This window comes from Deinococcota bacterium (assembly GCA_030858465.1).
Classification (GTDB): domain Bacteria; phylum Deinococcota; class Deinococci; order Deinococcales; family Trueperaceae; genus JALZLY01.
This window is the reverse complement of the sequence record JALZLY010000130.1, coordinates 1-2,096: the sequence shown is the minus strand read 5'-3', so window position 1 is coordinate 2,096 and position 2,096 is coordinate 1. Positions and strand designations below refer to the sequence as shown.

The 2,096-nt window shown below is 66.1% G+C and carries 2 protein-coding genes; both read right to left on the bottom strand.

Features of this window, described 5'->3' with window-relative positions:
• Positions 1-325: 325 nt before the first annotated feature.
• Positions 326-643 carry a hypothetical protein gene (locus M3498_06215; protein MDQ3458878.1) on the bottom strand — a complete coding sequence of 106 codons (318 nt, stop codon included), beginning with the start codon at positions 641-643 and terminating at the stop codon, positions 326-328.
• A 17-nt stretch (positions 644-660) separates the two neighbouring features.
• Positions 661-1,551 carry a hypothetical protein gene (locus tag M3498_06210; protein ID MDQ3458877.1) on the bottom strand — a complete coding sequence of 297 codons (891 nt, stop codon included), beginning with the start codon at positions 1,549-1,551 and terminating at the stop codon, positions 661-663.
• Positions 1,552-2,096 lie beyond the last annotated feature (545 nt).

Genomic DNA, 2,096 nt, shown 5'->3' with positions numbered 1-2,096 from the left:
CTGCGGGGTGCTGCGCGAACATTGCGAACCAAGTGAAGCAATCTCCAAACCGTGTACCAAAAACGAGATTGCCGCGTTGCTTCGCTCCTCGTAATGACCCATCAAAAGAAGGCTGACAGACCACTAGTGCGTCCACGAGGACGGCTCTAGTGAGCCTAGTACGTAGCCGTTGGGCCGTTGGCCCTGACCTGTGTGAAGCAATCTCCAAACCGTGTACCAAGAACAAGATTGCCGCGTTGCTTCGCTCCACCCTTGCTGCGGAGTGCTGCGCGAATCGGGATACTTCGTGAACGCAATGACCCATCAAAAGAAGGTTGACTGACTACTAGCCGAGTGCCCAGTGCACCAGCCCGTAGAGGCCGAGGCCGATAAGAGCCCGCACGAGCTGGTTCACCGGCAGGGCGCGGCCGACCATCAGCCGGGCGTTCAGATAGCCGGCGAGCGAGGCGAGGACGAGGCCGCCGATCAAGAGGTAGCGGGCCGGGGGCAAGGCCGACAGCAGCGCCGCCGCGGACAGCATGAGGGCGAGCGCCGCCAACATGAAGAGCCAGGCCAGCCAGCGCTTGCGGCGCAAGACCGCCCAGGCGCCGAGGACGTTGACGAGCGCGTAGATCACGAGCAGGAAGGCGGTGAAAAAGAGCACCGACGCCTCTTTTGGGCTCAGTCCAGGAGGGTGGCCGCGCTAGAGCGTGCCTGCCCCGGCGCGGTTTGCCCCAGCGAGGTTTGCCCCAGCAGGTCTTGCAGCGACACGATCTCGAGCGGCTTGCGCAGGTTCCGCTCGAGCCTGCCCCGCAGCAAGGTGTCCGCGCCGGAAGACTCGTCTATCAGCATGACGAGCCGCGCGACGCTGCCCTTGCGCGCCATCAGGTGCGCCGCGCCCAGGACCTCGCGGTCGCTGCCGATGAGGCGTTCGCCCACGCGGCGGCCTTCCTCACGCAGGGCGGCGGGGTTGAGCACGTGTTGCGAGACGAGGTGACGCCCTTCGACGCCTACCCACGCCCCCAGCCGTTCTACGATGCCGTCGCCGAGGAGCCAGGGCTGCGCGACCAGGCCGACCGTCTCGCGGCCGAGCGCGGTCCAGCGCGGCTCGCCGTAGCGTGGCGGCTTGGCGAGCGCCCGGCTCCTCTCCCAGGCGCGCCGTGCCAAGGCGGGATCGTGGATGAGTGTCTGCAGGGTGCCGATTGCCAGGGACTCGAGGGCTGCGTCCAGGCTGGCGGGCACGCCGAGCACGGGCGGCAGGCCGACCATCACTTTGGCGAGCGTGTCGGGAAAGGAGGCGATCCAGGGGTCCTGACCGCTGCCCCGCGCCGTCTCCTCGCCCGGATTGAGCTCCGGGGCCAGCAGGACATCGGCGTCATGGAGCGCGAGCGCCTGAGCCGCGGCCAGCTCGAAGGCCACCCCCGGCACGGCCGCGAGGCGCACGTCGCGCAGGGCGCGCCCCAAGCCGTCCCGCGGCGCGGTCACGGTTTCCAGTCCGGCGTGGCCGAAGAGCGCCTCCCAAAAGGGGCCGTAGCGCGGCCAGAGCAGGCGGGTGATCAGTCCAATGCGCATAGCTCGAGAGTCTAGCACACCCACCCCAACCCCAAGCCCGGCGGTGGCGCACGTGGCGCACAACGGTGAGGGCGTGGTGAAGTCCGTGAGGGTGTGATGAAGGCTTGATGGTGAAGGCTTGATGGTGACGACTATCATCTCGAGTGCCTCCGTCAACGCCTATGATTTGGCCATGAGCCGCGACCCGCCGCCTCCCTTGTGCCTCGTGGTGGCCTTGTGCCTCGAGGCGGCGAGGTGACGTGCGCATATACAATCCAGGGCTGGAACGTTTATAGTGCAGGAGGTGCGTGGCCCGCCGGACGGGCTTATCCCATCAAGACCCAGCAATGTTCATCCTCGAGTCTATCTACCTTTAAGGATAACTGTTAAGGATAACCGTATGAACCAAAGCCAAGACATCACCATCTCCTTCGAGGACCTCGCTCGCTTCCTGCTGCGGGGCCTGCCGGTCGCGTTGATCGTCGCCCTGCTGGCCGGCGCGGCCGCCTATATGCTTTCCGGCAACGTAGACCGCGTCTATAACGCCCGTGCCACCCTGCTCGTGA